The sequence below is a fragment of the Pseudomonas sp. PB101 genome (assembly GCF_009764265.1).
GTDB lineage: Bacteria > Pseudomonadota > Gammaproteobacteria > Pseudomonadales > Pseudomonadaceae > Aquipseudomonas.
This window is the reverse complement of the sequence record NZ_RWIR01000092.1, coordinates 263,640-289,374: the sequence shown is the minus strand read 5'-3', so window position 1 is coordinate 289,374 and position 25,735 is coordinate 263,640. Positions and strand designations below refer to the sequence as shown.

The 25,735-nt window shown below is 60.3% G+C and carries 18 protein-coding genes and 1 pseudogene; 13 read left to right on the top strand and 6 right to left on the bottom strand.

Annotation, left to right across the window (positions count from 1 at the left end):
- Nucleotides 1–121: 121 nt before the first annotated feature.
- Nucleotides 122–637, bottom strand: a complete 516-nt coding sequence (locus tag EI969_RS28735) for a DUF4124 domain-containing protein (RefSeq protein ID WP_160390671.1) — start codon at nucleotides 635–637, stop codon at nucleotides 122–124.
- 143 nt (nucleotides 638–780) lie between these two features.
- On the bottom strand, nucleotides 781–2,187 hold the full coding sequence (gene glnA, locus EI969_RS28730) for a type I glutamate--ammonia ligase (protein ID WP_008002929.1): 1,407 nt from the start codon (nucleotides 2,185–2,187) through the stop codon (nucleotides 781–783).
- 328 nt (nucleotides 2,188–2,515) lie between these two features.
- Between glnA and thiI the strand changes: the two genes are divergently transcribed.
- Nucleotides 2,516–3,970, top strand: coding sequence for a tRNA uracil 4-sulfurtransferase ThiI (thiI, locus tag EI969_RS28725; protein ID WP_160390670.1), 1,455 nt, complete (start codon nucleotides 2,516–2,518; stop codon nucleotides 3,968–3,970).
- Between the two features lie 139 nt (nucleotides 3,971–4,109).
- A complete protein-coding gene (typA, locus tag EI969_RS28720; protein ID WP_046815270.1) occupies nucleotides 4,110–5,930 on the top strand; it encodes a translational GTPase TypA in 1,821 nt (606 codons plus the stop codon).
- Nucleotides 5,931–6,161: 231 nt separating this feature from the next.
- Here the strand turns inward: typA and EI969_RS28715 are convergent, their stop codons facing one another.
- Nucleotides 6,162–6,599, bottom strand: coding sequence for a YkgJ family cysteine cluster protein (locus EI969_RS28715; protein WP_150717381.1), 438 nt, complete (start codon nucleotides 6,597–6,599; stop codon nucleotides 6,162–6,164).
- Between the two features lie 255 nt (nucleotides 6,600–6,854).
- Here EI969_RS28715 and EI969_RS28710 point away from each other — a divergent pair, with 255 nt between their 5' ends.
- The 5 genes from EI969_RS28710 to EI969_RS28690 all read left to right on the top strand — a co-directional run bounded on the left by EI969_RS28710 (nucleotide 6,855) and on the right by EI969_RS28690 (nucleotide 15,881).
- A complete protein-coding gene (locus tag EI969_RS28710; protein ID WP_160390669.1) occupies nucleotides 6,855–9,305 on the top strand; it encodes a glycogen/starch/alpha-glucan phosphorylase in 2,451 nt (816 codons plus the stop codon).
- A 144-nt stretch (nucleotides 9,306–9,449) separates the two neighbouring features.
- A complete protein-coding gene (locus EI969_RS28705) occupies nucleotides 9,450–12,623 on the top strand; it encodes a DUF2339 domain-containing protein (protein ID WP_160390668.1) in 3,174 nt (1,057 codons plus the stop codon).
- Nucleotides 12,620–13,993: a DUF3999 domain-containing protein gene (locus tag EI969_RS28700; protein WP_160390667.1), complete on the top strand. Its 1,374-nt coding sequence runs from the start codon at nucleotides 12,620–12,622 to the stop codon at nucleotides 13,991–13,993. The genes EI969_RS28705 and EI969_RS28700 overlap by 4 nt, the downstream gene beginning before the upstream one ends.
- Nucleotides 13,994–14,264: 271 nt before the next feature.
- Nucleotides 14,265–15,275 carry a class 1 fructose-bisphosphatase gene (locus tag EI969_RS28695; protein ID WP_015093094.1) on the top strand — a complete coding sequence of 337 codons (1,011 nt, stop codon included), beginning with the start codon at nucleotides 14,265–14,267 and terminating at the stop codon, nucleotides 15,273–15,275.
- Nucleotides 15,276–15,278: 3 nt separating this feature from the next.
- Nucleotides 15,279–15,881: a DUF924 family protein gene (locus EI969_RS28690; protein WP_160390666.1), complete on the top strand. Its 603-nt coding sequence runs from the start codon at nucleotides 15,279–15,281 to the stop codon at nucleotides 15,879–15,881.
- 103 nt (nucleotides 15,882–15,984) lie between these two features.
- Here the strand turns inward: EI969_RS28690 and EI969_RS31140 are convergent, their stop codons facing one another.
- Both EI969_RS31140 and EI969_RS31135 read right to left on the bottom strand, forming a co-directional pair.
- Nucleotides 15,985–16,749 (bottom strand): methyl-accepting chemotaxis protein, encoded by a 765-nt coding sequence (locus EI969_RS31140; protein WP_371317842.1) that lies wholly within the window; start codon nucleotides 16,747–16,749, stop codon nucleotides 15,985–15,987.
- A 93-nt stretch (nucleotides 16,750–16,842) separates the two neighbouring features.
- Nucleotides 16,843–17,865, bottom strand: a pseudogene (locus tag EI969_RS31135) (cache domain-containing protein); the annotation flags it as partial.
- A 292-nt stretch (nucleotides 17,866–18,157) separates the two neighbouring features.
- On the opposite strand from EI969_RS31135, the gene EI969_RS28680 reads away from it, so the two are divergent.
- Both EI969_RS28680 and EI969_RS28675 read left to right on the top strand, forming a co-directional pair.
- On the top strand, nucleotides 18,158–18,412 hold the full coding sequence (locus EI969_RS28680) for a hypothetical protein (protein ID WP_090328096.1): 255 nt from the start codon (nucleotides 18,158–18,160) through the stop codon (nucleotides 18,410–18,412).
- Nucleotides 18,413–18,445: 33 nt separating this feature from the next.
- Complete coding sequence (locus EI969_RS28675; RefSeq protein WP_160390664.1) at nucleotides 18,446–19,015, top strand: lipocalin family protein; 570 nt, start codon at nucleotides 18,446–18,448, stop codon at nucleotides 19,013–19,015.
- Nucleotides 19,016–19,130: 115 nt separating this feature from the next.
- On the opposite strand, the gene EI969_RS28670 is transcribed toward EI969_RS28675, so the two are convergent.
- Entirely contained in the window at nucleotides 19,131–20,495 is a 1,365-nt protein-coding gene (locus EI969_RS28670) for a formimidoylglutamate deiminase (RefSeq protein ID WP_160390663.1), read from the bottom strand.
- Nucleotides 20,496–20,641: 146 nt separating this feature from the next.
- Between EI969_RS28670 and hutC the strand changes: the two genes are divergently transcribed.
- From hutC to EI969_RS28650, 4 genes are all read left to right on the top strand, one after another.
- Nucleotides 20,642–21,352 carry a histidine utilization repressor gene (gene hutC / locus EI969_RS28665; RefSeq protein WP_177336984.1) on the top strand — a complete coding sequence of 237 codons (711 nt, stop codon included), beginning with the start codon at nucleotides 20,642–20,644 and terminating at the stop codon, nucleotides 21,350–21,352.
- Nucleotides 21,349–21,918: a HutD family protein gene (locus EI969_RS28660; protein ID WP_160390662.1), complete on the top strand. Its 570-nt coding sequence runs from the start codon at nucleotides 21,349–21,351 to the stop codon at nucleotides 21,916–21,918. Before hutC ends, EI969_RS28660 begins: the two co-directional genes overlap by 4 nt.
- 476 nt (nucleotides 21,919–22,394) lie before the next feature.
- Nucleotides 22,395–24,062 (top strand): urocanate hydratase, encoded by a 1,668-nt coding sequence (gene hutU / locus EI969_RS28655; RefSeq protein ID WP_160390661.1) that lies wholly within the window; start codon nucleotides 22,395–22,397, stop codon nucleotides 24,060–24,062.
- A 142-nt stretch (nucleotides 24,063–24,204) separates the two neighbouring features.
- Complete coding sequence (locus tag EI969_RS28650) at nucleotides 24,205–25,674, top strand: cytosine permease (RefSeq protein WP_160390660.1); 1,470 nt, start codon at nucleotides 24,205–24,207, stop codon at nucleotides 25,672–25,674.
- Nucleotides 25,675–25,735: the final 61 nt, after the last annotated feature.

Here is a 25,735-nt window from a genome sequence, read left to right as displayed (position 1 = left end):
TTTCGAACCAAAATGGGTTGCAATGTGAGTACGGTGCAAGCAATTGCACCAATATAGTGCGCAAACCTGAACGAGGCTAAAAAATCTTGGGCATGCCGGCAGGCACTCGGCCGTCAGGTCTTCAGCGCCTGCGCACTCGTTGCACGGTGAGGGTCGCGGTGGGGCTCTGCTGGACAACGTTTGCGCCATCGATCACTTGCACGGCGAGGCGATGTTCGCCGCGATCGATGTTCACCAGTTGCAGGGTCGGCACATTGCCTGGCTCGCCGTAGGGCTGACCGTCCAGCAGCAGGCGCAGCAGGTGAGGGGCTTGCAGGCGCGGCTTGATCAGTACGGTTACGGTGAACGTGCCGTTGTTGGCGCGCAGGGCTCCATTGACAGGCAGGCCGGCCAGCTCCAGCACTTCATAGGCGTTGAGGGGCTGTTCATGACGAACGGCCTCGGCAGCAGGTGCGGGTTCGCCCGAAGGCTGGCGCTCGATGCTGTTGAGGGGCGGCAAGTGGACCGGTTGGGCGCTGACACCGTCAGGCGGTTGATTGCTGTACGCGGTGGCGCCATTGGCGTCCGTGTACTTGTAGATCTGCGCTACGGCGGGCAGAGCAATCAGCAGCAAGATGAAGAGAAAACCACGACCCATGGAATCGACCGCAAGCGAAAACGTTGGCTTGCAGCATAGGCCAGGCTTGGTGGTTATCCCAAGTCGCTAAATATCCGGGCAATAAAAAAGGCCTCCCGAAGGAGGCCTCTTTTTGTCACGCCGCGTAATGCGGCGCTACCGGATCAGCAGCTGTAGTACAGCTCGTATTCCAGTGGGTGTACGAAGGTACGTACCTTGATTTCTTCTTCGCTTTTCAGGGCGATGTAAGCGTCGATGAAGTCATCGGAGAACACGCCGCCTTTGGTCAGGAACGCACGACCTTTGTCCAGCTCTTCCAGGGCTTCTTTCAGGCTGCCGCAAACTTGTGGGATCTCTTTCGCCTCTTCAGGCGGCAGGTCGTACAGGTTTTTGTCAGCAGCGTCGCCAGGGTGGATCTTGTTCTGGATGCCGTCCAGGCCAGCCATCAACAGTGCGGCGAAGCACAGGTACGGGTTGGCAGCCGGATCCGGGAAGCGTGCTTCGATACGGCGGGCTTTCGGGCTCGACACGTAAGGAATGCGGATCGAAGCGGAACGGTTGCGAGCCGAGTAGGCCAGCATTACCGGAGCTTCGAAGCCTGGAACCAGACGCTTGTAGGAGTTGGTCGCCGGGTTGGTGAAGCCGTTCAGGGCCTTACCGTGCTTGATGATACCGCCGATGAAGTACAGGGCGGTGTCGGACAGGCCGGCATAACCTTCGCCAGCGAAGGTGTTCTTGCCATCTTTCCAGATGGACATGTGCACGTGCATGCCCGAGCCGTTGTCGCCGTACAGAGGCTTAGGCATGAAGGTAGCGGTGCGACCGTAAGCGTCGGCAACGTTGTGCACGACGTACTTCAGGGTCTGGGTTTCGTCGGCTTTCTTCACCAGGGTGTTGAACTTGACGCCGATTTCGTTCTGGCCGGCAGTCGCCACTTCGTGGTGGTGAACTTCGACGGTCAGGCCCATTTCTTCCAGTGCGTTGCACATGGAGGTACGGATTTCGTGGTCGTGGTCGAACGGTGGAACCGGGAAGTAGCCGCCTTTGACGCCTGGACGGTGGCCCTTGTTACCGCCTTCGATGTCCTGGTCGGACATCCACGAACCTTGTTCGGAGTAGATCTTGAACATGGAACCGGAAATGTCGGACTTGAACTTCACCTGGTCAAAGATGAAGAACTCTGGCTCTGGGCCGGCGTATACGGTGTCACCGATAGCGGTGGCTTTCAGGTGCTCTTCGGCGCGCTTGGCGATCGCACGTGGGTCGCGGTCGTAGCCTTGCATGCTCGAAGGTTCGATGATGTCGCAGACCAGGATCAGGGTCGGCTCTTCGGTGAACGGGTCCAGAACGGCGGTGGAGTCGTCCGGCATCAGGATCATGTCGGAGGCTTCGATGCCTTTCCAGCCAGCGATGGAGGAACCGTCGAACATTTTGCCGACTTCGAAGAAGTCGTCATCCAGCGCATCGCGAGCCGGCATGGTCACGTGGTGCTGAGTGCCTTTGGTGTCCGTGAAGCGCAGATCAATCCATTTGACGTCATGATCTTTGATGAGTTGAACCGACTTCGACATAGTGTCCTCCGGGTGGCTTCGGGCTAGTAGTGGATGCCCTTAAATGTGGGTGATGCCGGCGCGAATACTCTGCCAAGGCAACCTGCCTCACAAGGGAGCAAATTGCATGCCAGTGCCCCAGCATGGGTTTTTTGCCCCAAAAACACACTTGTGAGGGCGTTTTGCGCTTTAAAGGAGAAAATCTCGCCCTGTAATGTGGCGTTAAATCCAATAAGTGACCTGTTTTGGTGCACGCAAAACCTTCTGCACATAAACTGGTTAAACCTTGAGCAATTTCCGCTATAATCCGCGCCCCCCTTTTTCGGCAGGCCTCGCGCGCGCTGTTTCCATGAAATTAATCGTAAAAGTCTTCCCCGAGATCACCATCAAGAGCCGCCCGGTACGGATGCGTTTCATCCGCCAATTGGCCAAGAACATCCGTGCCGTGCTCCGCGATCTGGATCCGGCTGTGGTGGTGAACGGCGTGTGGGACAACCTCGAGCTGGAAACCCGCGTCAGCGATCCCAAGGCCTTGAAGGAGATGGGCGAGCGCCTGAGCTGCATGCCGGGTGTCGCGCATTTCCTGCAGATCGACGAATACCCGCTGGGCGATTTCGACGACATCGTTGCAAAGTGCAAACAGCACTACGGTGATGCACTGGCCGGCAAGATCTTCTCGGTGCGTTGCAAACGCGCCGGCAAGCACCCGTTCAGCTCCATCGATATCGAAAAATATGTCGGCAGCCAGTTGCGCCGTCAGTGCGGTGCCGCCGGGATCGACCTGAAAAAGCCGGAAATCGAAGTCCGGATCGAAGTTCGCGACCAACGGTTGTTCGTGATCCACAGCCAGCACAACGGCATCGGCGGATATCCGCTGGGTGCACTGGAGCAAACGCTGGTGCTGATGTCCGGTGGTTTCGACTCCACCGTGGCGGCCTACCAGATCATGCGCCGCGGCCTGATGGCGCATTTCTGCTTCTTTAACCTGGGTGGACGTGCCCACGAACTGGGCGTCATGGAAGTCGCGCATTTCATCTGGAAGAAGTACGGCAGCTCCCAACGCGTGCTATTTGTCAGTGTGCCGTTCGAGGAAGTGCTGGGAGAAATTCTCGGCAAAGTCGATAACAGTCATATGGGCGTAGTATTGAAGCGTATGATGTTGCGCGCTTCGTCCCAAATTGCCGATCGACTGCACATCGACGCACTGGTCACCGGTGAGGCGATCTCCCAGGTGTCGAGCCAGACGCTGCCGAACCTGTCGGTGATCGACTGCGTGACCGATAAGCTGGTCCTGCGCCCACTGATCGTCGCGCACAAGCAGGACATCATCGACACGGCCAACGAGATCGGCACCGCCGATTTCGCCCGGCACATGCCGGAATACTGCGGCGTCATCTCGGTCAATCCGAAGACCGCGGCCAAGCGCCATCGTGTCGAGCACGAAGAGAAAGAATTCGATATGGCGGTACTCGAGCGTGCGCTCGAAAACGCCAAACTGGTACCGATCGATCGCGTGATCGACGAATTGGGCCAGGACTTGCAGATTGAAGAAGTCAGCGAAGCGCTGGCCGGTCAGATCGTCATCGACATCCGTCATCCGGATGCCGCTGAAGACGACCCGCTGGAGCTGGCTGGCATCGAGGTACAAACGATGCCGTTTTATGCAGTGAACGCTCGTTTCAAGGAACTGGACCCTACTCGCCAGTACCTGCTGTATTGCGACAAAGGCGTGATGAGTCGCCTGCATGCCCACCATTTGCTCAGTGAGGGGCATGCCAATGTGCGCGTTTATCGACCGAGCTAAGTGCCCGGGGCTGTTTGCCTGTGGCCTGCGTCACCGGCCCCCCGATGCCGCCGTCAAGCTGTAACGGCTTTCACGGACGCTACTGTTAATCGCTGCCAAGACTTGTCAGCACACCGAATCCTCTGATCGAGATACACAAGTGATCGAAAATCTACGCAACATCGCCATCATTGCTCACGTTGACCATGGTAAGACCACCCTGGTAGACAAACTCCTGCGTCAATCCGGCACCCTGGAGCGCAACGAGCTCAACGACGAGCGCGTGATGGACTCCAACGACCAGGAAAAAGAGCGCGGTATTACCATTCTGGCGAAAAACACCGCCATCAACTGGAACGGCTACCACATCAACATCGTGGACACCCCGGGCCACGCCGACTTCGGCGGCGAAGTTGAACGTGTAATGTCGATGGTCGACTCCGTTCTGCTGCTGGTTGACGCTCAAGACGGCCCTATGCCGCAAACCCGTTTCGTGACCAAGAAGGCTTTCGAAGCCGGCCTGCGTCCGATCGTGTGCATCAACAAGGTTGACCGTCCAGGCGCGCGTCCGGACTGGGTTCTGGACCAGATCTTCGACCTGTTCGACAACCTGGGTGCCACCGAAGAACAGCTGGACTTCAAAGTCGTCTACGCCTCGGCCCTGAACGGTATTGCCGGTCTGGACCACAACGAAATGGCTGAAGACATGACCCCGCTGTACCAGTCGATCGTCGACAACGTACCGGCGCCGGCTGTTGACCGTGACGGTCCGTTCCAGATGCAGATCTCCGCACTGGACTACAACAGCTTCCTGGGTGTTATCGGTGTTGGCCGTATCGCTCGTGGTCGCATCAAGCCGAACTCCCCGGTTGTCGCTATCGGCGCCGACGGCAAGAAGCGCAACGGTCGTATCCTGAAGCTGATGGGTCACCACGGTCTGCACCGTGTAGACGTTGAAGAAGCTGCTGCAGGCGACATCGTGTGCATCAGCGGTATGGACTCGCTGTTCATCTCCGACACCCTGTGCCACCCGGACACCGTTGAAGCGATGAAGCCGTTGACCGTCGACGAGCCAACCGTTTCCATGACCTTCCAGGTAAACGACTCGCCATTCTGCGGTAAAGAAGGCAAGTTCGTGACTTCCCGTAACATCAAGGAACGTCTGGACAAAGAGCTGCTGTACAACGTTGCTCTGCGCGTTGAAGAAGGCGACTCGGCTGACAAGTTCAAGGTTTCCGGCCGTGGTGAGCTGCACCTCTCGGTACTGATCGAAACCATGCGTCGCGAAGGCTTCGAAATGGCTGTAGGCCGTCCGGAAGTGATCATCCGTCTGGTTGACGGCGTGAAGCACGAACCGTTCGAAAACGTCACCATCGACCTGCCGGAAGAATCCCAGGGCAAGGTGATGGAAGAGATGGGCCTGCGTAAGGGCGACCTGACCAACATGGTGCCGGATGGCAAGGGCCGTGTACGTCTGGAATACAACATCCCTGCTCGTGGTCTGATCGGTTTCCGTAACCAGTTCCTGACCCTGACCAACGGCGCTGGCATCCTGACCTCGATCTTCGACCGTTACGACGTGATGAAGTCGGGCGACATGTCCGGCCGTCAGAACGGCGTTCTGGTTTCGGTTGAAACCGGTAAGGCACTGACCTACTCCCTGGAAACCCTGCAGGCGCGTGGCAAGCTGTTCGTAGAACACGGTCAGGAAATCTACAACGGTCAGATCGTTGGTCTGAACAGCCGTGACAACGACCTGGGCGTCAACCCTACCAAGGGCAAGAAGCTCGACAACATGCGTGCTTCGGGTAAAGACGAAACCATCGCTCTGGTTCCACCTGTTCGCTTCACCCTGGAACAGGCTCTGGAATTCATCCAGGACGACGAGCTGTGTGAAGTCACTCCTAAGTCCATCCGTCTTCGCAAGAAGATCCTGGACGAAAGCGAGCGTACCCGCGCTGCCAAGAAAGCCAAGGCATAAGATTTAGCCCGGCTTAACGAAAACGCCCCCGGTCGAAAGGCCGGGGGCGTTTTTGTTTGTCTGCGATTTGTGTGGTGTTTGTGCCGGCCTCATCGCTGGCAAGCCAGCTCCCACAGTAATTTTGGTGTTCACACAATTTGTGTTTCACCTTGAACCCTGTGGGAGCTGGCTTGTCGGGTCGCCGCATCGCAGCGATGGCGGCTTATCAGTCCCCAAATAAATCCGGAAAAGTCAGAACCGCTCAATCGCCCGCGAACTCCGGTCGCGCTCCACTTCCTTCGGCTTGTACGCGCAATACCCTGGCCGCGGGCCGATTTTCGGGTGGTTGCGGCAAGTATCCGGGCGCTTTTCATAAATAGTGCACAGACGGCTCTTACGATCCAGGTAGTAGCAATCGTTGTTGCTCATGCGCTGGAGGGTGAAGATTCCTGACTTCTGATTGAAGCGCTCGACCAGACCTTCCTTTTGCAGGCGTTTGGCGATGTTTTTCGGCGGGTCACCCAGCTCGAATTCATCGACCACGCCGATGCGCACAAGATCCTTGATCTTGACTTCGACGGGCAGGGTGCAGCAGCTGGACATGCATGAGCCGCACATCGGGGCAGAGTACTTGGCCCAGGTATCGAGGCGGTCGATCTCTGCGGCAGCGATCAGGTTCGGCTTCATCATCGTTTGTTACCAGCGTGTGCATCAGGGCGCGCGATCATACCGGGACTGGTGGATTTTTGAACAACCTTTCGCCAGATTTTTTCACTGCCGGCCAATAAACCGCTAATCCGGCACGGCCCCTGCATTGAATCAGGCACACGACTATGTATTGCCGAGCCGATTCGCACTTACAGGAAAAACTGCCGAACCAGAGCCTCTACCGCCTGTCAGACCGTCTAGGCTCAGACAACTCCAAGCTCGCTCGAGGTCCTATCGATGACTCAAGAACCACTTGTTCGCGAAGCAGAGGTGGCCGCATTCCGCGACGCCGTCTTGACCAAACTCACCTACGCGGTGGGTAAAGACCCGGATCACGCCTTTGACCACGACTGGTTCGAAGCCATTGCCCTGGCGGCGCGGGACCACATGGTCGAGCACTGGATGGACCACACGCGGCAGATCTATCGCAAAGGTCAGAAACGCGTCTATTACCTTTCCCTGGAATTTCTCATCGGCCGGCTGCTGTTCGACAGCCTGAGCAACCTCGGCCTGCTCGACGTTGCCCGCGAAGCCCTGACCGAGCTTGGTGTCGACCTGGAGCGCATCCGCTTGCTGGAGCCCGATGCGGCCCTGGGCAACGGTGGCCTGGGGCGACTGGCGGCGTGTTTCCTGGAAAGCATGTCGACCCTGGGCATCGCCGGTCATGGCTACGGCATCCGTTATGAGCACGGGTTGTTCCGCCAGGCGATTGTCGATGGCTGGCAGCAGGAACAGACCGAACACTGGCTGGATTTCGGCAACCCGTGGGAGTTCGAACGGCCGGAAGTCGTCTACACCATCGGTTTCGGCGGCAGCGTCCAGACGCTGACCGACGACGCCGGCAAAACCCGGCAAATCTGGTCCCCGGCGGAAACGGTGCGGGCGATTGCCTATGACACGCCGGTGGTCGGCTGGCGCGGGGCGAGTGTCAACACACTGCGCCTGTGGCGCGCCCGGGCCATGGAAGATCTGCACCTGGAGCGTTTCAACGCCGGTGACCACCTGGGCGCGGTGGCCGAAGTGGCCCGGGCCGAAAGCATCTCCCGGGTGCTGTACCCGGCTGACAGCACCGAGGCCGGCCAGGAGCTGCGCCTGCGCCAGGAGTACTTCTTTGTCGCCGCCTCGTTGCAGGACCTGCTGCGCCGCCATCGCAACATGCACACTTCGGTGCTGACCCTGGGCGATCATGCGTCGATCCAGCTCAACGACACCCACCCCTCGATTGCCGTGGCTGAACTGATGCGGCAACTGGTCGACGTCTATGACGTGGCATGGGATGCGGCGTGGCAAGTCACCGTCGATACGCTCTCGTACACCAACCACACGTTGCTGCCCGAGGCGCTGGAAACCTGGCCGGTCGGCTTGATGGAACGCATGCTGCCACGGCACATGCAGATCATTTACCTGATCAACGCCCAGCACATCGACTCCCTGCGGGCCAAGGGCATTCACGACTTCGACGTGCTGCGCGCGGTGTCGTTGATCGAGGAGGACAACGGTCGCCGGGTGCGCATGGGCAACCTGGCGTTCCTCGGTTCCCACAGCATCAACGGTGTGTCCGGGTTGCACACGCAACTGATGCGCCAAACGGTGTTCTCCGAACTGCACAAGCTCTACCCGGACCGGATCAACAATAAAACCAACGGCATCACCTTTCGCCGCTGGTTGTACCAGGCCAACCCCGAGCTGACCTCGATGCTGGTCGATACCCTCGGGCCCGAAGTGCTGGATAACCCGGAAGAACTGTTGCTTGGCCTCGAACCGTTCGCCGAAAAAAGTGCATTCCGCAAGGCATTCGCCGAGCAACGCCTGCACAGCAAGAAAGCCCTGGCTTATCTGATTCATGAGCGGCTGGGCGTGGCGGTCAACCCGGCGGCGATGTTCGACGTGCAGGTCAAGCGCATCCACGAATACAAACGCCAGTTGCTCAACCTGATGCACACCGTGGCGCTGTACCAGGCGATCCGCGCGGAACCGGAAATCGACTGGGTGCCACGAGTGAAAATCTTCGCCGGCAAGGCAGCCGCGAGTTATCACCAGGCCAAACTGATCATCAAGCTGACCAACGATATCGCCCGGGTGGTCAACAACGACCCGACCGTGCGCGGCTTGCTCAAAGTGGTGTTCCTGCCCAACTACAACGTCAGCCTGGCGGAGAGCATCATTCCGGCGGCGGATTTGTCCGAGCAGATCTCCACCGCCGGTTTCGAAGCGTCCGGCACCAGCAACATGAAGTTCGGCCTGAACGGCGCGCTGACCATCGGCACCCTGGACGGCGCCAACGTGGAAATGAGCGAACGCATCGGCGTCGAGCACATGTTCATCTTTGGTCTCAGCGCGCAGCAGGTGGAAGCGCGTAAACAGAATCATGAGTTCCATGCGGCACCGGACATCGCCGCGTCCCACCGTCTGAACGATGTGCTGCAAGCGATTCGTGGCGGGGTGTTTTCGCCGGATGATCCGTCCCGTTACACCGGGCTGATCGATTCGCTGGTGGATTACGACCGCTTCCTGGTCTGCGCCGATTTCGACTCGTACTGGAACGCGCAGATGCGCGTCGAAGCCCATTGGCACGACTCGAAGGAGTGGTGGCGTTCAGCGGTGTTGAACACGGCGCGGATGGGTTGGTTCTCGTCGGACCGGACCATTCGCGAGTACGCCACGGAGATCTGGAAGGCACTGGAGTAGTTTCACGCGCTGGTCGATATACTAAGCGCCACCGACGCTCCCACATGGGGGGTGGTGGTGCACTGGATTCCGGGTGTCTGGCCACTAGACTGAGGCTTTACACCCGGACTTGCCTCATGAAGGGGCCGCTTAGGGATATCAACCATGCAATGGATTTTCATGCTGATCGGGCTGGTACTCGGCTGGATACTCGACGAGTCATTCAGTGATGCACTGCTGGGCGCATTACTCGGATTGGGTATCGGCCAGGCGATTCGCATAACGCGCATGGACGCTAAAGCGGTGGAGCAGCAACGCCTGCTGCAAGCGGTCGAGCAACGGCTGGCGACGCTCGAAGCGTCAGGCGTCAAGACGACGCAAGCCACCGAACCGCTGGTGTCACCTGAAACCCTCCTTGATCAAGCACCTGCCGCAGCCCAAGAGTTGCTCTGGGAACTGCCGCCGGAACTCGAACCGATTGCCGCAGTAGCCACCGAAACCAACAGTCCGCAGCCCGCCGATGCCTGGAGGCCCGAGCCGACCGTTCGCCAAGCGCAACCGCGTGGCCCGAACCTCATCAACCGCGCCATCGGTCGCGCCCGCGCCTGGTTGTTCGGCGGCAATACCGTGTTGCGGGTCGGTGTGGTGCTGCTGTTCCTCGGCCTGGCCTTTTTGCTGCGCTACGCCACCGAAGGCGTGGTGGTGCCGCTTGAGTTGCGCTACGCCGGCGTGGCGGCCGCAGCCTTGGGGTTGCTCGGGCTGGGTTGGTGGTTGCGAGTTCGCAACAGCAACTACGCGTTGATTCTGCAGGGCGCCGGGATTGCCGTGTTGTACCTGACGGTGTTTGCCGCGATGCGCCTGCATCCGCTGCTCGATCCCTCGGCGGGGTTCGGCCTGCTGGTGGCGGTGACGGTCTGTTCGGCGATTCTCGCCATTACTCAGGACTCCCTGGGACTGGCCGCCGCTGCCGCACTGGGCGGATTCGCCGCGCCGCTGCTGGCCTCCACCGGCGCCGGCAGCCACGTCGCGCTGTTCAGCTATTTCACCTTGCTCAACGCCGGCATTCTGGCCATCGCCTGGTTCAAGGCCTGGCGGTTGTTGAATGTCATCGGCTTCACCGGCACCTTCGGCATCGGTTTCGCCTGGGGTGTGCGCTCCTACTCGCCGGAGCAGTTGTGGAGTACCGAGCCGTTTCTGATTTTGTTTTTCCTGATGTACCTGGCCATTGGTCTGCTGTATGCCCGGCGCAAGCTGATGCAGATGAGCGATGCACCGGTACAGGGCAGTCGCGAAGCGCTGCTGCAGTGGTCGGCGCGCAAGGGTGACTACGTCGACGGCACGCTGCTGTTCGGCCCGCCGCTGGTGGGGTTCGGCTTGCAGTTCGCATTGGTGCAACATCTGGAGTTCGCGGCGGCGTTCAGTGCCTTGGCGCTGGGCATGATCTACATGGGGCTCGCCCGTTGGCTGATGGCCGGGCGCACTGTGTTACTGGGGGAAACCTGCCTGGCCCTGGGCGTGATCTTCGCCAGTCTGGCGATTCCCCTGGGGCTTGATGCGCGCTGGACGACGGCGGCGTGGGCGGTGGAGGGCGCGGGAATCTTCTGGCTCGGTCTGCGCCAGCAAAGGCCTGTGGGTCGGGCCTTTGCGTTGCTGCTGCAATTGGGGGCGGCGCTGACGTTTCTCAGCGAGTTGCACAGCAGCGAGAGCAGCCTGGTCGGCGGTGTCCCCTTGGGTGCGCTCCTGTTGGGCATCGCGTTGCTGTTCAGCTTCTACCAGTTGCGTAAAGCCTTGCCGGATCAGATCAGGCCATGGGAGCTCAAAGGCCTGCCTGTCCTGGCATGCCTCGGGCTGGCATTTCTCTATTTGCTGGCGCCGTTGTTTTTCTTCAGCCACGGTACGGTGATCAGTTGGGCCTTGGCCGGGATGCTGACGCTGTTTGCCGGCTTGCATCTGCGATCACGCACGTTCGTGTTCACCGCACTCGCTGTACAACTATTGGCTGGCGCGCTGTTCCTGGCGGTCGGGCCGCAGTTCAGTGACGCCCTGCAACCTATGACCCATGGCGGGTTCTGGGCGCCTCTGCTGTTGGGGCTGGCCGCGATGGTGGGGGCCTGGCGTTTGCAGATCGGCCATTCGCTCGACGCGTTCAAAGGCCTGAGTCTGTTGCGGTTGTCCCAGGCGTTGCTGGTGTGGGGTGCAGGCTGGTGGGTGCTGGCGTGGGTCATCGAAGTAATGAATTTTGCGCCGTTGCCGCTGCAGGCGACTTTGTTGTTGGGCATCGCTGCCGTGAGTGTGGCGCTGTGGACGGTATTGGCGCTGCGCCTGAGATGGCCGTCACTGGGCGTGCTCTGCACGGTGTTGATGCCGGCGGCTGCGCTGGTGCTGCTGGCGGCCTGGCACCCGCGTTATCACCCGGCGGCCGATTTTGGTTGGCTGGCGTGGGCCGCTGTGTTCGTCGTGCATTTCGTCTCTCTGCGACGTTTGGCGTCCATGCTGCCGGCGCGCGTGACGAGCGTCGCTCATGTGCTCGGCTGCTGGCTGTTGATGGGGGTTCTGGCCCTGGAACTGCGTTACGCCTTGCTGCTGTTGTCCGAGCAATACAATGCCTGGCGCTGGTTGGGCTGGGCGATCCTGCCAAGCCTGTATCTGCTGCTGATGGCGGCACCCCGCGCGTGGCCATGGCCGGTGTCGGCGTATTCGCGTGAATACCGTGTGTACGCCGCCGCGCCGCTGGCGTTGCTGATGCTCGGCTGGTTCTGGCTGGCGAATGTCGCCAGCGACGGCAACGCCGAGCCACTGCCCTACGTGCCTTTGATCAACCCGCTGGAGCTGGGCCTGTTGTTCGCGTTGTTCGGCGTCTATGTCTGGTCGCGCAACAGCATGACGCAACTGGCGGTCCGCGAGGATTACGCCGCCATCGCCACGCAGGGGATCGCAGGCGCCTCGCTGTTCGTGTTCTTTACCGCACTGGTGATGCGCACGGCGCACCATTGGAGCGGGGTGCCGTTCGAGCTGGATCCGTTGCTGGAGTCGATGCGCGTGCAGGCCGGCCTGTCCATTGTCTGGACCTTGATGGCCCTGAGCCTGATGATCGGCGGCCATTTGCGTGGCCGCCGCGAGGTCTGGCTGATCGGTGCGGCCCTGATCGGCGTGGTCGTGGCCAAGTTGTTTTTTGTCGAATTGAGTAATCGCGGCGGGCTGGCGCGAATCGTGTCGTTTATTGGAGTCGGCGTGTTGCTGCTGGTGGTGGGCTATTTCGCCCCGCTGCCGCCCAAGCGTGCCGAAGCGGTGCCGGATGCCGGCAAACCGGTCGCGCCATCCGAAGGAGTGTCGTCTTGAGTCAGAAGTTGAACCCGGGTTGGCTGGGCGCTGTTGCCATGGCTGTGGTGTTGTCGGTGGCTGCCCAGGAAAAACCGGCGGACTTCACCACCCAGGTGCCCTTGTCGGTGACGGGCGAAGGCCCCTGGTATCGCCTTGAACTGCCCCTGAGCGTGCAACTGAATGCACGCCAGGCCGACCTGAGCGATGTGCGTGTGTTCAATGCCGTGGGCGATGTTCAGGCGTATGCCCTGGCCCGGGAGTCGGCGCAGAGCAATGAAACGCCCACCATGACCGAGGTGAAATGGTTTCCGTTGTACAACTCGGTGGACGCCACTGAAACCGCGCCGAGCGTACGGGTGCAGTCGAGCGCCAACGGCACCTTGGTCGAGGTACAGCCGTCCAGTCAGTTGGAGGCGGGCGAGGAGGAGTTGCACGGCTGGTTGCTCGACGCTTCCGCGATCAAGGCGCCGTTGCAGCGATTGATGCTCGACTGGACCAGCGAGCGTGACGGCTTCCAGCGCTTCACCCTTGAAGCCAGCGACGATTTGCAGCATTGGCAGTCGTGGGGTGAAGGGCAGGTGGCGCGCCTGACCTTTGCCGACGAGCGGGTCGAGCAGCATGAAATCAGCCTGCCGGGCCAATCGGCGCGCTACTTGCGGTTGTTGTGGATTGCACCGCATTCAGCACCGACACTGACTTCGGTGCAGCTGCAAAGCACCACTACCCGCAGCCTGCCGCTGCCGTTGGTCTGGTCGCAGGCGTTGACCGGCAGCAGCGAGAAGGCGGGGGAATACACCTGGCAGTTGCCAATGGGACTGAATGTCGAGCGGGTGCAGGTCGAGTTGAACCAGCCCAACAGCCTGGCACCGGTGAACCTGGCCGGGCGGCGCGACAGCAGCCTGCCCTGGCAGCCATTGGCCAGTGGCTTGCTCTATCGCCTGACCCAGAACGGTCAGGACGTGGTGCAGAACCAATTGCAGCTGCCGGGGCAAATCGTCCGGCAGTTGAAGCTGACCGTAGACGAACGCGGCGGCGGCCTGGGTGATCAGGCGCCGACCCTGAAGTTTGCCGTGCGCGCCACGCAACTGGTGTTCCTGGCGCGTGGGCCTGGGCCTTACACGCTGGTCGTGGGGAATGCGACGGCTAAGGCCGCGAACTTGCCGCTGTCGACGCTGATTCCCGATTACAGCCCGGCGAAGCTCGCGACTTTGGGCCGGGCCAGGGTGGATGTCGGGGCGGTGGCCACGATGCCGTCTACAAGCGCCGCCTCTGCGCCGATCGAGACCCACTGGAAGAAGTTCGGCTTGTGGGCGGTGTTGTTGCTCAGTGTCGTGTTCCTGGCGGCGATGGCGTTCAGTTTGCTGCGCAAGCCATCAGCCAAATCCTGATAGTGGGTGCTGCGCACCCAATCGCGAGCAGGCTCGCTCCCACAGGTATTACGCTGTCCCTGTGGGAGCGAGCTTGCTCGCGATGGCGTCGGAGCTGACACTAAATTATCGAAATTGCCATTTATCGGCGCCTCACATCCAGCCCATTTCCATCTACGCTCAACCCCGCACATGAACTCTCTTCGGTCGATCACGTCTGATAGGAGGAAATGCGCCCCGACTCGCGTTAAACTGCGCGGGTTTTTAGCCCCCCATTCCCCCGGAGCCTTCCATGTCCCGCGTTACCTTGAGTCGCTATTTGATTGAGCAGACCCGCAGCAACAACACTCCTGCCGATCTGCGCTTCCTGATCGAAGTGGTGGCGCGTGCCTGCAAGGAGATCAACCACGCCGTGTCCAAAGGCGCCCTCGGTGGCGTTCTGGGCAGCATGGGCACTGAAAACGTCCAGGGCGAAGTGCAGAAGAAGCTCGACGTGATCTCCAACGAGATCCTGCTCGAAGCCAACGAATGGGGCGGTCACCTGGCCGGCATGGCGTCCGAAGAAATGGACAACGCCTACCAGATCCCTGGCAAATACCCGAAAGGCGCGTACCTGCTGGTATTCGACCCGCTGGACGGTTCGTCGAACATCGATATCAACGCCCCGGTCGGCACCATCTTCTCGGTACTGCGTTGCCCGAACGAATACCTGAGCCAGAACGAGCCTTTGAACGAAAAGGCCTTCCTGCAGCCAGGCACCCAGCAAGTGGCCGCCGGCTACGCGATCTATGGTCCACAGACCATGCTGATCCTGACCCTGGGCGACGGCGTGAAAGGCTTCACCCTGGACCGTGAAATGGGCAGCTTCGTCCTGACCCACGAAAACATCACCATTCCTGAGGCCACCCAGGAATTTGCCATCAACGCCTCCAACCAGCGTCACTGGGAAGCCCCGGTACAGCGCTACGTCGGCGAATTGCTGGCAGGCGATGAAGGCCCGCTGAAAAAGAACTACAACATGCGCTGGGTCGCCGCGATGGTCGCCGACGTGCACCGCATCCTGACCCGTGGCGGTCTGTTCATGTACCCGCGCGACAGCCGCGAGCCTTCCAAGCCGGGCAAACTGCGCCTGATGTACGAAGCCAACCCGATGTCGTTCCTGGTGGAACAAGCGGGCGGCGCGTCCACCGACGGTCACCAGCGCATCCTCGACATCCAGCCCGAAGGCCTGCACCAGCGTGTAGCGGTGTTCCTCGGTTCGAAAGAAGAAGTGGCCCGCGTCACGGCTTACCACAAGGAATAAACCATGACCGCGCCCTGGCAGCCGTTGCTTGACTGGTGGTTCGGTACAGCCGAAACCTCCAGGGCAATCGCGGCTGACAAGGGCAAGTTATGGTTCGGCAAGCGCGACAGCCAGGACCTCGAAGCGCGCGAGCGTTTCGGGGACTGGGTCGAGCAGGCACTGGCCGGCGGATTGACCGAGTGGGCGCAACGTCCCGAAGGTTGGCTGGCATTGGTGCTGCTGCTCGATCAACTTCCGCGAATGATCTTTCGCGAATCTCCCAAAGCCTTTTCCGGCGATCTCCGGGCGCAGAAGCTGGTAGCCCAAGGCATTGCTGCGGATTTCGATCGGCAATTGCAACCGATCCAGCGGGTGTTCATCTACCTGGTGTTCGAGCACAGCGAGAACCTTGCGGTGCAGAACGAATGCATCTCGCGTTATATCGAACTGGTGGCGCAGCAGCCAGCCAGCGATCGGGCGTTGTTCAGTGATTACCTGGACTATGCCGAGCGGCATCAGAAGGTGATTGCGCAGTTTGGACGGTTTCCGCATCGCAATGCGGTGTTGGGGCGGGAGTCTACGGCTGAGGAGCTCGAGTTTCTGTCGAAGCCGGGCTCTCGGTTCTGAATTTTTGTTGTTGCTGATGCCGCCATCGCTGGCAAGCCAGCTCCTACAGTAGATCTCCAGTGCAATAAAGATCCCTGTGGGAGCTGGCTTGCCAGCGATGCTTTTAAATCCTGAAACTACCCACCAACTGCTTCAACCGCGCCGCCTGCTGCTCAAGATCGGCACACGCACGCAAGGTGGCCTGCAGGTTCTCCACGCCTTCCTGGTTCAGCGTATTGATCTCGGTGATGTCGACGTTGATCGACTCGACCACGGCGGTCTGTTCCTCAGTGGCGGTGGCAACCGACTGGTTCATGCCGTCGATCTCGCCGATACGCTGGGTCACGCTGCCCAGGCGTTCACCGGCCTGGTTGGCGATGCCGACGCTGCTTTCGCTCTGGCGCTGACTGTCGGTCATGATGCCCACCGCTGCGCGGGCGCCGACCTGCAGCTCTTCGATCATCGTCTGCACTTGCTGCGCCGAATCCTGGGTGCGGTGGGCCAGATTGCGCACCTCATCGGCCACCACGGCAAAACCACGACCGGCTTCACCGGCCCGTGCCGCTTCGATGGCGGCATTCAGTGCCAGCAGGTTGGTCTGCTGGGAGATGCTGGTGATCACTTCCAGAATCTGCCCGATGTTGACCGTGTTGCTGTTGAGGGTTTCGATGTTGCCGCACGAATCGCTGATCTTGGCCGACAGTTGCTGCATCGCCGCGATGGTTTTATCCACCACCTGCTGGCCGTCTTCGGCCAGGCTGCGGGCATCGCTGGAGTGCTGCGAGGCGAGGGCGGCGTTCTGGGCGATTTCCTGGGCGGCGGCGCCGAGCTGGTTGATCGCCGCGGCCACGCTGCTGGTGCGCGAGGCTTGCTGGTCGGAGTTGTACATCGACGAGTTCGAGGCGGCGACTACACGCAACGCCACTTCGTTGACCTGGCCGGTGGCCGAGGACACCTCGATGATCGAGGTGTGAATGCGTTCGACGAAGCGGTTGAACGACAGCCCCAGCGCGCCGAATTCGTCGTGGCCGTGGATGGTCAGGCGTTTGGTCAGGTCACCTTCGCCTTCGGCGATGTCGTGCATGGCGCGGCCCATGGTCAGCAGCGGCTGCATCAGCAGGCTGATCAGCATGCCCAGCAAGACGATGATGATCACCACGGCAATCACCATGGCGATGATCGCCGAAGTGCGGAATTCGCTGAGCATCGAGAACGCCGTGTCCTGGTCGAGCACCAGCGCTACATACCAGTCCGCCGAGGGCACGCCGTTGACGTGGGTGAAGGAGATGAACTGGCGCTTGCCGTCGATCTCGACTTCCTGCATGCCCGGGCTGACTTTCGGCGTATCGCCCGGATAGGCTTCGGCCAGGCTCTTGAGCACCAGCTTGCTGTCCGGGTGAATCAGGATCTTGCCGTCGGCGCCGACGATGAACGCATGGCCGTGGCCGCCGAAGTTCAGCGAGTTGATGATCGCACTGACGCTGGACAGATCGATGTCGGCGCCGGCGACGCCGATCATCTGCCCTTGGTGCTGCACCGGGGTGGCCACGGTGATCACCAGTTTGCCCGAGGACGCAGCGATGTAGGGTTCGGTGACGATGGTCTGTTGTGCGCCATTGGCCGCCTTGTACCAGCCACGGGCGCGCGGGTCGTAGTCCGCCGCGCGGTTGCCCGCCGGGACCGAGAACATCACGCCGTCGGCGCCACCGAAGTAGCTCAGCTGGAAGTTGCCGGTGTAGGCGGGCAGGTCGATGATCCGTTTCAGGCCGGCGGGCGCATTGCCATCGGTGGTGATCTGCTGGGCCATCGACTGCAGCAATTGCATGCGGCTTTCCAGCCAGGTCTGGATGTTGCTGGTAGTCAGGCTGCCGAGTTCCTGCATCGAGGCTTCTGTGCTGTTGCGCAGGGTTTCGCGCTGGCGATAGTCGTTGAACAGGATGAAACAAGCGAATGCGACGGCCACCACGAGGGCGGCAGCCAACAAGATCTTGTGGCTGAACTTCATGTTTCGGGTCATGGATGAGCTACCGCAGAGGGTCGGGTCTACAAAAGGAGGAGCAAATGCCACCGACGTGGTTTTGCGTTGCATTTATGTCGACCGGGCGGCGCCAAAGATTAGGCGGATTTTCTCAAAGGTGACGAAATGCTCGGTAAGAACGGAAATTGGCTGATTTTCGGCAAAAGGTAGACGAGTGGCCCGACAAATAGCCTGCCGGGCAGGGAACCTGACAGGGGTTTTCTCTTCTAAGCTTCAGCTTGGCAGCCATGCCAATCCCCTACGCCCCCGGAGTTCCACCATGTCGCTGCGTTCCATCGCCCTGCTTTCGTTCTGCGTATTGCTCGCTGCCTGCAGCAAGGTCAATCAGGAAAACTACTCGAAGCTCTCGGCCGGCATGGCCAAGGCCGACGTGGAAACCCTGTTGGGCAAACCCGCCGATTGTTCAGGCGCGCTCGGCATGTCCAGCTGCACCTGGGGCGACAAGAACAGCTTTATCAGCGTGCAGTATGCCGGTGACAAAGTGCTGATGTTTTCCGGCCAAGGCCTGAAGTAAACCGGGGCGTGTTGCCCACGGGAGAAAAAAATAATGAAGCGGTTGTTTATCATCCTTTTTGCCGGCCTGGTGTTGGCCGGCTGTGCCACGTCTGGCCAGGACCCGTTGGCACCCAAGACTGCCAATAATGTCAATCTGAAGCGCTACCAGGGCACCTGGTACGAGCTGGCCCGTCTGCCGATGTACTTCCAGCGCGACTGTGCGCAGTCCGAAGCCCATTACACGCTCAAGCCCGACGGCACCGTCGCGGTATTGAACCGCTGCTTGACGGCGCAGTGGCAATGGGAAGAGGTCAAGGGCACGGCGTATCCAGAGGTACCCGGCAAGAACGACAAGCTGCGGGTCGAGTTCGACACCTGGTTCTCCAGGCTGATTCCTGGGGTGGCGAAGGGCGATTACTGGGTGCTGTATGTCAGCGATGACTACAAGACCGCCATTGTCGGTGATCCAAGCCGCAAGTATTTGTGGCTGCTGTCGCGCACGCCGACCGTCAATGGTGTGGTGCGTGAAGAGCTGCTGAGCAGGGCGCGTCAGCAGGGTTATGACACCACGCGGCTGATCTGGCGGGCGTCGGAACAGCAGATGGCGAAGACCTCGAACTGATCACGCATACCCTGTGTAGGAGCTGGCTTGCCAGCGATGGCGCCGTCAAATTCAACATCAATGTTGCCTGACAGTCCGCCATCGCCGGCAAGCCGGCTCCTACAAGGGTTTTGTATCAGCCCAGGAGTTCGCGCAGGACCTTGGTAAACGCGCGATTGCTTTCCTCTTCGCCCGCATGCCGTCCATCACGCACAACCCACTGGCCGTTCACCAGCACGTCCCGCACCTGACGATCGCCACCGGCAAACAGCCAGCGATTGAGAATCCCGTCACCATTGGCTGTCGCCAGATACGGATCGTTGCCGTCGAGCACCAGCCAGTCGGCGCGCTTGCCGACTTGCAGCGCGCCAATCGGCTGGCCCAAGGCTTGAGCGCCGCCGTCCAGCGCCGCATCGAACAGCGTACGGCCGACCATTGGCTGATCCGCGCCATACAGCCGATTGCGCCGCTGGTCGCGCAAACGCTGGCCGTATTCCAGCCAACGCAATTCTTCCACCACGCTTAGCGACACATGGCTGTCGGAACCGATGCCCATGCGGCCGCCCTGGGCGAGGAAGTCCACCGCCGGGAAAATCCCGTCGCCCAGGTTGGCTTCGGTGGTCAGGCACAGGCCGGCGATGGCGCGGCTCTTGGCCATCGAGGTGACTTCTTCCGGGTTGGCGTGGGTGGCGTGGACCAGGCACCAGCGCTGATCGACGTCGACGTTTTCATACAGCCATTGCAGCGGCCGACGACCGCTCCAGGTCAGGCAGTCGTCGACTTCTTTTTGCTGTTCGGCGATGTGGATGTGCACCGGGCATTGCTTGTCGCTGGCCGCCAGCACTTCGCTGATCTGCTGCGGCGTGACCGCGCGCAACGAGTGGAAACACAAACCGAGCGACTGCGCTTTTTGTTGCGCAAGGATCGGCTGCAAGCGCGATTGCAGCTTGAGGTAGTTTTCAGTGCTGTTGATAAAGCGCCGCTGACCGTCGTTTGGCGCCTGGCCACCGAAACCGGAGTGACTGTAGAGCACCGGCAGCAGCGTCAGGCCGATACCGGCGGAACTGGCGGCCTGGCTGATACGCAGTGCCAGTTCGGCCGGGTCGGCATAAGGTTGACCGTCAACGTCATGGTGCACGTAGTGAAATTCCGCCACCGAGGTGTAACCGGACTTGAGCATTTCGATGTACAGCTGACGGGCGATGACGCCGAGTTGCTCCGGGCTGATTTTTCCGACGAGGCGATACATCAAATCGCGCCAGGTCCAGAAACTGTCGTTCGGATTGCCCGCCACTTCCGCCAGCCCGGCCATGGCCCGCTGGAAGGCGTGGGAGTGCAGGTTCGGCATGCCAGGCAGCAGCGGACCGCTTAACCGCTCGGCGCCATCTGCGTGGGAATCGGCCTGGATATGGGTCAATACGCCGTCGGCGCTGACCTCAAGACGTACATTGTTGGCCCATCCACTAGGCAGCAGCGCGCGTTCGGCAAAGAAGGCGGACATGGTTCAGCACCCCATCGTGTGTTATTTGTATATACATATACAGACGTTTGCCTGCCCGGTAAACTCCGGCAAGCTAGCGACATTCACTAAACGACCAAGGATTAACCGTGCCGACTCCGCCTCCAGTCTCTCCGTTGGCCGCGAACATGGGCGACAGTCCGGCGCCCTTGTACGCCCGCGTCAAACAGATGATCACCCAGCAAATCGACAGCGGAAACTGGCCGCCGCACTACCGCGTTCCTTCGGAAAGCGAGCTGGTCAGCCAGTTGGGCTTCAGCCGCATGACCATCAACCGCGCGCTGCGCGAGATGACTGCCGACGGTCTGTTGGTGCGCATGCAAGGCGTCGGTACGTTCGTCGCCGAGCCGAAAAGCCAGTCCGCCCTGTTCGAAGTGCACAACATCGCCGACGAGATCGCGTCGCGCGGGCACCGCCATACCTGTCAGGTGATCACCCTTGAAGAAGAGGCCGCCGGCTCGGAGCGCGCCCTGGCCCTGGACATGCGTGAAGGGCAGAAGGTGTTCCACTCGCTGATCGTGCATTTCGAAAACGATATTCCGGTACAAATCGAAGACCGTTTCGTCAATGCGCTGGTGGCGCCGGACTACCTCAAGCAGGACTTCACCCTGCAAACGCCCTACGCCTATCTGAACCAGGTTGCGCCGCTGACCGAAGGCGAGCACGTGGTCGAGGCGATCCTGGCCGAGTCGTCCGAATGCAAATTGCTGCAGATTGAAAAAGGCGAGCCGTGCCTGCTGATCCGTCGCCGCACCTGGTCCGGTCGTCAGCCGGTGACCGCCGCTCGCTTGATCCACCCCGGTTCCCGTCATCGTCTGGAAGGTCGGTTTCACAAATGATCAGTCTGAAAGTTCTACGTGCCAAAGATTACCCGCGCATGCCGTGGAAAAACGGCGGCGGCAGCACCGAAGAAATCACCCGTGATGCCGGCACCGGCCTGGATGGCTTTGGCTGGCGCCTGTCGATTGCCGACATTGGCGAGTCGGGCGGGTTTTCCACGTTCGCTGGCTACGAGCGGGTGATCACCGTATTGCAAGGCGACGGTATGACCCTGTCGGTCGACGGTCAGAACACGCGGCCACTGTTACCGCTGGACCCGTATGCCTTCAGCGGCGAGAGCAAGGTCGCCTGCGCATTGCTCGACGGTCCGATTCGCGATTTCAACCTCATTTATGCGCCGCAGCGTTACGCTGCGCGGTTGCAGTGGTTGTCGGGCGAGCAGCGGTTCTTCAGCTCGGCGGGTACGGTGTTGGTGTTCAGCATCAGCGATGCGCTGGAGTTGAAGGTCGGTAACAGTGCCCAGCAATTGGGTCGTCATGACTGCCTGCAACTGGACGGTAACACCGACCTGCTGGAAATCTCCGTCAACGCCCCGTGCTGCGTGATCGAACTGTCCGCGCACTGATTCAATACCGAGTCGCCTCCATCGCGGGCAAGCCCGCTCCCACAGGTTTTGGGTTGGATTGTATGTTTATGATCCAGCCACGATCATTGTGGGAGCGGGCTTGCCCGCGATGCTTTTTGCCACTTCAAAGCCGTTTCCCATCGCGCACCAACTTGTTACCGAACGCCCCAGCGTGGCGCAAAACCACGTTCAAGTAACAAAAGCCTCTCCCCACAAAAATCCCCCTCAAAAAATTTCATCTACGCCAGAACCCTTGTTCCAGGCGCTCTCCAGCCATTTCAGAATTTTTCTTGAATGCTCATCCAACAAGTTGGCCGCTTGATTGCATATGCTTGTATGTACAAGTAAAGACGTATGTGTATGAGTCACGAGGACTCAACCATCGTCCACTGATTCGCCGGTGTGCACTGATGCCCATTGGCTTGCTCGCCCACTGCCTGGGTTGGTTTTGGATTGATTGCTGAGGAGTTCTTTTCGTGACTAAATTTCGTGACGTTGAAATCCGCGCTGCACGCGGTAACAAGCTGACCGCCAAGAGCTGGCTGACTGAAGCGCCGCTGCGCATGCTGATGAACAACCTCGACCCTGAAGTCGCCGAGAACCCAAAGGAACTGGTGGTTTACGGTGGCATCGGTCGCGCTGCGCGTAACTGGGAATGCTACGACAAGATCGTCGAAAGCCTGACCAACCTGAACGACGACGAGACCCTGCTGGTGCAATCCGGCAAGCCGGTCGGCGTGTTCAAGACCCACAGCAATGCCCCGCGCGTACTGATCGCCAACTCCAACCTGGTTCCGCACTGGGCGAGCTGGGAGCACTTCAACGAACTCGACGCCAAAGGCCTGGCCATGTACGGCCAGATGACCGCCGGCAGCTGGATCTACATCGGCAGCCAGGGCATCGTCCAGGGCACCTACGAAACCTTCGTCGAAGCCGGTCGCCAACACTATAACGATGACCTCAAAGGCAAGTGGGTACTGACCGCTGGCCTGGGCGGCATGGGTGGCGCTCAGCCTCTGGCTGCAACCCTGGCCGGTGCTTGCTCGCTGAACATCGAATGCCAGCAGGTCAGCATCGATTTCCGCCTGAAAAGCCGCTATGTCGACGAGCAGGCTACCGACCTCGACGACGCGCTGGCTCGCATCGCCAAATACACTGCTGAAGGCAAGGCGATCTCCATCGCGCTGCTGGGCAACGCGGCAGAAATCCTGCCGGAACTGGTCAAGCGCGGCGTGCGCCCGGACATGGTCACCGACCAGACCAGCGCCCACGACCCGCTCAACGGCTACCTGCCAGCCGGCTGGACCTGGGATCAGTACCGCGAACGCGCCAAGACCGAACCAGCCGCTGTGATCAAAGCCGCCAAGCAATCGATGGCCGTGCACGTCAAAGCGATGTTGGACTTCCAGAAAATGGGCGTACCGACCTTCGACTACGGCAACAACATCCGTCAGATGGCGCAGGAAGAAGGCGTGGAAAACGCATTCGACTTCCCTGGTTTCGTACCGGCCTACATCCGTCCACTGTTCTGCCGCGGTATCGGCCCGTTCCGTTGGGCTGCACTGTCGGGCAACGCTGAAGACATCTACAAGACCGACGCCAAGGTCAAAGAACTGATCCCGGACGACGCCCACCTGCACAACTGGCTGGACATGGCTCGCGAGCGCATCAGCTTCCAGGGTCTGCCGGCACGTATCTGCTGGGTTGGCCTGGGCCTGCGCGCCAAGCTGGGCCTGGCGTTCAACGAAATGGTGCGCAGCGGCGAGCTGTCGGCGCCAATCGTGATCGGTCGCGACCACCTGGACTCCGGTTCGGTAGCCAGCCCTAACCGCGAAACCGAATCGATGCAGGACGGTTCCGACGCCGTGTCCGACTGGCCACTGCTCAACGCTCTGCTCAACACTGCGAGCGGCGCGACCTGGGTTTCCCTGCACCACGGCGGCGGCGTCGGCATGGGCTTCTCCCAGCACTCGGGCATGGTGATCGTCTGCGACGGTACTGACGAAGCGGCCGAGCGTATCGCTCGCGTGCTGCACAACGACCCGGCCACTGGCGTCATGCGTCACGCCGATGCCGGTTACCAGATCGCCATCGACTGCGCCAAGGAACAAGGGCTGAACCTGCCGATGATTACCGGCAAGTAATGCTTGCCCTGTAGGAGCTGGCTTGCCAGCGATAGCGGTGGCACTGCTGGAATTGATGTTGAAGGTGCTGACGTCATCGCTGGCAAGCCAGCTCCCACAGGGATTGAGTAAACCGACAATAACAATCCATAGAGGTTGAACCATGGCTGTTAACAGCGATCGTGCAAGCAACAAGCCGTTGATCGAGAAGCGTTCGATCGACTACATCCCGGAAGCGGAAAGACACGGTCGTCTGTTAAGCCAGTTCACCCTGTGGATGGGGGCCAACCTGCAAATCACCGCGATTGTCACCGGTGCCTTGGCGGTGGTCCTTGGCGGTGATGTGTTCTGGTCGTTGATCGGTCTGTTGATCGGTCAATTGCTGGGTGGCGGCGTGATGGCGCTGCATGCGGCGCAAGGTCCCAAGCTTGGCCTGCCGCAGATGATTTCCAGCCGGGTACAGTTCGGTGTATACGGCGCGGCCATCCCGATCGTGCTGGTCTGCTTGATGTACCTGGGCTTCACCGCAACGGGAACCGTGTTGTCCGGCCAGGCGCTGGGCCAGTTGTTTGGCGTCAGCGACACCGTCGGCATCCTCATTTTCGCCAGTGTCATTGTGCTGGTCACGGTGCTCGGCTATCGGGTGATCCATTGGATCGGCCGCATTGCCAGTGTCATTGGCGTGATTGCCTTTGTTTATCTGTTCAGCCGTCTGATGAACCAGGTTGACGTTGGCGCACTGCTGCAAATCCGCCACTTCAGCTGGAGCAGTTTCCTGCTTGCGGTGTCGCTCGCGGCGTCCTGGCAGATCGCTTTCGGCCCTTATGTGGCTGACTATTCTCGCTACCTGCCGAGCAAGACGTCCGCGCTGAAAACCTTTTTTGCCGCAGGCGCAGGTTCGGTCATTGGTGCGCAGGTGGCGATGGTCCTCGGTGTGTTCGCGGCCGCTTCGGCCAACGGGCAATACGCCGGCCACGAAGTGGCCTACATCGTGGGTCTGGGTGGTACCGGTGCCACTGCTGCGCTGCTGTACTTCAGCATCGCGTTCGGCAAGGTCACCATCTCCACGCTGAACTCCTACGGCAGCTTCATGTGCATTGCGACCATCATCAGCGGTTTCCGTGGTGACCTGAAGGTAACGCGCTTGCAGCGTCTGGTCTTCGTGCTGGTCATCGTCGGTGCCGCGACCCTGATGGCGTTGCTCGGCCAGCACTCGTTCCTCGGTGCGTTCAAGTCTTTCATCCTGTTCTTGCTGGCGTTCTTTACTCCCTGGAGCGCGATCAACCTGGTGGACTACTACTGCATCACTCGCGAACGCTATGACGTACCGGCCCTGGCCGATCCGAATGGCCGCTACGGTCGTTGGAACCTGCTTGGTATCAGCGTCTATGTGTTCGGTGTGCTGGTACAACTGCCGTTCATCTCCACCAAGTTCTATACCGGTCCGCTGGTGGCTGCCCTGGGTGATGTGGATATTTCCTGGGTCATCGGTCTGGTGCTTCCCGCCGCCCTGTATTACGTATGCGCAAAAAAATGGCACGGCTCAGTGCCTGATCGTTTGATCCTGCCGGTCGAGCAGGACGCGGTCACCGAACAAAAGCTGAATGTGGGTCGCGCTGCGGCGCAGGCCTGATTGGACGTGGACAGGGCTGGATGCCTCTTGACTGCCGTAAGCCAATTCATGATTAGGAGCG